Genomic DNA, 4,047 nt, shown 5'->3' with positions numbered 1-4,047 from the left:
GGGGGATGTCGGGGCCTTGCCTTGACGAGGGGCAAGATCCTCTTTAGACTCTTGTACCCCTAAATTTGGTGGGACTTCGTCCTGCCATTTTGCTTTTCTTGCAAGACAATAGCGTCGCAAGACAACAGTGGAGCTAGTAGATGGCAACTATCAACCAGCTGGTACGTCAGCCGCGTAAGCGTATCGTCGAGAAATCCGACGTTCCTGCGCTGCAGAACTGCCCGCAACGTCGTGGCGTGTGCACCCGTGTGTACACCACCACGCCGAAAAAACCTAACTCGGCACTGCGTAAAGTATGCCGTGTGCGTCTGACCAACGGTTTCGAGGTTTCCTCGTACATCGGTGGTGAAGGCCACAACCTGCAAGAGCACAGCGTGGTACTGATCCGCGGCGGTCGTGTAAAAGACTTGCCAGGTGTTCGTTACCACACCGTTCGCGGCTCCCTGGATACCTCCGGCGTCAAAGGTCGTAACCAAGGTCGTTCGAAGTACGGTACCAAGCGTCCGAAGTAATCGGCCGTTTGCAGCAATTTGCAGTTATCAATTTTATTGAGTCGATAAGAGTAAGGTCGGGCACGCAACCTCTGGGTTCCCTGTCCCGAGCTAACCTGAAGACCGTTTGAGGGCTTATCAATGCCAAGACGTCGTGTAGCAGCCAAGCGTGAGATTCTGGACGATCCAAAATACGGATCGCAGATTCTCGCCAAGTTCATGAACCACGTGATGGAAAGCGGCAAGAAGGCCGTTGCCGAGCGTATCGTTTACGGTGCGCTGGACAAGGTCAAAGAACGCAAGAACAGCGATCCCCTGGAAATCTTCGAGAAAGCTCTCGACGCCATCGCTCCGCTGGTCGAAGTGAAGTCGCGCCGTGTTGGCGGTGCTACTTACCAGGTTCCGGTCGAAGTTCGTCCGTCCCGTCGTAACGCCCTGGCAATGCGCTGGTTGGTAGACTACGCGCGCAAGCGCGGCGAGAAGTCTATGGCCCTGCGCCTGGCCGGCGAATTGCTGGATGCTGCTGAAGGCAAAGGTGCTGCAGTCAAGAAGCGTGAAGACGTACACCGTATGGCCGAAGCCAACAAAGCGTTCTCGCACTACCGCTTCTAATTCAGGCATCACTATTTTTGCGAGGGCTCTATGGCTCGTACTACACCAATCAACCGCTACCGTAACATTGGTATTTGCGCGCACGTTGACGCGGGCAAGACCACTACTACCGAGCGGATCCTGTTCTACACAGGCCTGAGCCACAAACTGGGCGAGGTGCATGATGGCGCCGCGACCACCGACTGGATGGTGCAGGAGCAGGAGCGGGGTATCACCATTACCTCCGCTGCTGTCACTACCTTCTGGAAAGGCTCCAAGGGTCAGTATGACAACTACCGCGTAAACGTCATCGATACCCCCGGCCACGTTGACTTCACCATTGAAGTTGAGCGTTCGCTGCGTGTACTCGACGGCGCTGTCGTTGTGTTCTGCGGTACCTCCGGCGTTGAGCCACAGTCCGAAACCGTATGGCGTCAAGCCAACAAGTACGGCGTTCCACGTGTTGTATACGTGAACAAGATGGACCGTGCCGGTGCCAACTTCCTGCGCGTCGTAGGTCAGATCAAGAACCGTCTGGGTCACACCCCGGTTCCTGTTCAGCTGGCCATCGGTTCGGAAGAGAACTTCCAGGGTCAGGTCGATCTGATCAAGATGAAGGCTATCTACTGGAACGAAGACGACAAAGGCACCACCTATCGCGAGGAAGAAATTCCTGCCGATATGCTGGAGCTGGCTCAAGAGTGGCGCTCCAACATGGTTGAAGCGGCTGCCGAGTCCAGCGAAGAGCTGATGAACAAGTACCTGGAAGGCGAAGAGCTGACCGTCGAAGAAATCAAGGCCGGTCTGCGCGCGCGTACCCTGGCCAGCGAGATCGTTCCGGCTGTCTGTGGTTCGTCGTTCAAGAACAAGGGCGTTCCCCTGGTTCTCGACGCCGTTATCGACTTCCTGCCTGCTCCTACCGAGATTCCTGCGATCAAGGGTATCCACCCTGACCTGATCGAGAAGCCAAAGGAAGAGCTGGTCGACGCCGACTACGACGAGCGTCATGCCGACGACAACGAGCCGTTCTCGGCTCTGGCGTTCAAGATTGCCACCGACCCGTTCGTTGGTACTCTGACTTTTGTCCGTGTTTACTCGGGTATGCTGCAGTCCGGCGACTCCGTGATCAACTCGGTCAAGGGCAAGAAAGAGCGCGTTGGTCGTATGGTGCAGATGCACGCCAACCAGCGTGAAGAAATCAAGGAAGTACTGGCCGGCGACATCGCTGCTCTGATCGGCATGAAGGACGTCACCACTGGTGACACCCTGTGCAACGCCGACAAGCCGATCATCCTCGAGCGTATGGACTTCCCTGAGCCTGTGATTTCGGTAGCTGTCGAGCCGAAAACCAAGCAGGACCAGGAAAAGATGGGTATCGCACTGGGCAAGCTGGCTCAGGAAGACCCGTCGTTCCGCGTCAAGACCGACGAAGAAACCGGCCAGACCATCATCTCGGGTATGGGCGAGCTTCACCTGGACATCCTCGTTGACCGCATGAAGCGCGAATTCAACGTCGAAGCCAACATCGGTAAGCCGCAGGTTTCCTATCGCGAGCAGATCACCAAAGACAACGTCGAAATCGAAGGCAAGTTCGTTCGTCAGTCCGGTGGTCGCGGTCAGTTCGGTCACTGCTGGATCCGCTTCTCGCAGCCAGACGTGGACGCACACGGCAACATCACCGAAGGCCTGGTTTTCACCAACGAGGTTGTGGGTGGTGTGGTTCCGAAGGAATACATCCCGGCGATCCAGAAGGGTATCGAAGAGCAGATGAAGAACGGCATCGTTGCCGGCTATCCGCTGATCGGCCTGAAGGCAACCGTGTTTGATGGTTCCTACCACGACGTCGACTCTAACGAGATGGCGTTCAAGGTGGCGGCCTCCATGGCGACCAAGCAACTCGCAGCCAAAGGCGGCGGTAAGGTGCTTGAGCCGATCATGAAGGTAGAAGTTGTGACCCCTGAGGACTACATGGGTGACGTGATGGGTGACCTGAACCGTCGTCGTGGTCTGATCCAGGGTATGGAAGATTCGGTGTCCGGCAAGGTTGTCCGTGCTGAAGTTCCGCTCGGAGAGATGTTCGGTTATGCGACCGACGTTCGTTCCATGTCCCAGGGTCGCGCGAGCTACTCCATGGAATTCTCCAAATACGCTGAGGCTCCGTCGAACATCGTCGAAGCGCTCGTTAAAAAACAAGGCTGATTCAGTCCTTTAGGCTAGGAGTTAATTGTCGTGGCTAAAGAAAAATTTGATCGTTCCCTTCCGCACGTCAACGTTGGCACCATCGGTCACGTTGACCACGGTAAAACCACTCTGACCGCAGCTCTGACTCGCGTCTGCTCCGAAGTTTTCGGTTCCGCAGTCGTTGAATTCGACAAGATCGACAGCGCTCCAGAAGAGAAAGCTCGCGGTATCACCATCAACACCGCTCACGTTGAGTACAACTCGACCATTCGTCACTACGCTCACGTCGACTGCCCAGGTCACGCTGACTACGTGAAGAACATGATCACCGGTGCTGCCCAGATGGACGGCGCGATCCTGGTTTGCTCGGCTGCCGATGGTCCGATGCCACAAACCCGTGAGCACATCCTGCTGTCCCGTCAGGTTGGCGTTCCGTACATCGTGGTCTTCCTGAACAAGGCTGACCTGGTAGACGACGCTGAGCTGCTGGAACTGGTCGAGATGGAAGTTCGCGACCTGCTGTCCACCTACGACTTCCCAGGCGACGATACCCCGATCATCATCGGTTCGGCTCGTATGGCGCTGGAAGGCAAAGACGACAACGAAATGGGCACCACCGCTGTCAAGAAGCTGGTTGAGACTCTGGATACCTACATCCCAGAGCCTGAGCGCGCTATCGACAAGCCGTTCCTGATGCCAATCGAAGACGTATTCTCGATCTCGGGTCGTGGTACCGTTGTTACCGGTCGTATCGAGCGTGGCATCGTCCGCGTTCAAGACGCCC

Annotated in this window: 4 protein-coding genes; all 4 read left to right on the top strand. The window is 56.3% G+C overall.

The window, feature by feature from the left end:
- The first annotated feature begins 140 nt into the window (after nucleotides 1–140).
- Complete coding sequence (rpsL, locus tag JZZ72_RS27515) at nucleotides 141–512, top strand: 30S ribosomal protein S12 (protein ID WP_003186084.1); 372 nt, start codon at nucleotides 141–143, stop codon at nucleotides 510–512.
- A 120-nt stretch (nucleotides 513–632) separates the two neighbouring features.
- Nucleotides 633–1,103 (top strand): 30S ribosomal protein S7, encoded by a 471-nt coding sequence (gene rpsG / locus JZZ72_RS27510; RefSeq protein ID WP_008089143.1) that lies wholly within the window; start codon nucleotides 633–635, stop codon nucleotides 1,101–1,103.
- 30 nt (nucleotides 1,104–1,133) lie between these two features.
- Nucleotides 1,134–3,281 (top strand): elongation factor G, encoded by a 2,148-nt coding sequence (gene fusA, locus JZZ72_RS27505; RefSeq protein WP_043861933.1) that lies wholly within the window; start codon nucleotides 1,134–1,136, stop codon nucleotides 3,279–3,281.
- A gap of 30 nt (nucleotides 3,282–3,311) precedes the next feature.
- Nucleotides 3,312–4,047 (top strand): GTP-binding protein (locus tag JZZ72_RS27500; RefSeq protein WP_210015482.1); only part of this gene is annotated, 736 nt, incomplete at its 3' end.

It is taken from the genome of Pseudomonas palmensis (assembly GCF_017848315.1).
GTDB lineage: Bacteria > Pseudomonadota > Gammaproteobacteria > Pseudomonadales > Pseudomonadaceae > Aquipseudomonas > Aquipseudomonas palmensis.
Note: the sequence above shows the minus strand (reverse complement) of the source record. Positions and strands in the feature narration are given on the sequence as shown.

What these genes read in the sequence shown, in the direction of transcription:
- rpsL (WP_003186084.1), top strand. Translation starts at nt 141, where the DNA reads ATGGCAACTATCAACCAGCTGGTACGTCAGCCGCGTAAGCGTATCGTC.
- rpsG (WP_008089143.1), top strand. Translation starts at nt 633, where the DNA reads ATGCCAAGACGTCGTGTAGCAGCCAAGCGTGAGATTCTGGACGATCCA.
- fusA (WP_043861933.1), top strand. Translation starts at nt 1,134, where the DNA reads ATGGCTCGTACTACACCAATCAACCGCTACCGTAACATTGGTATTTGC.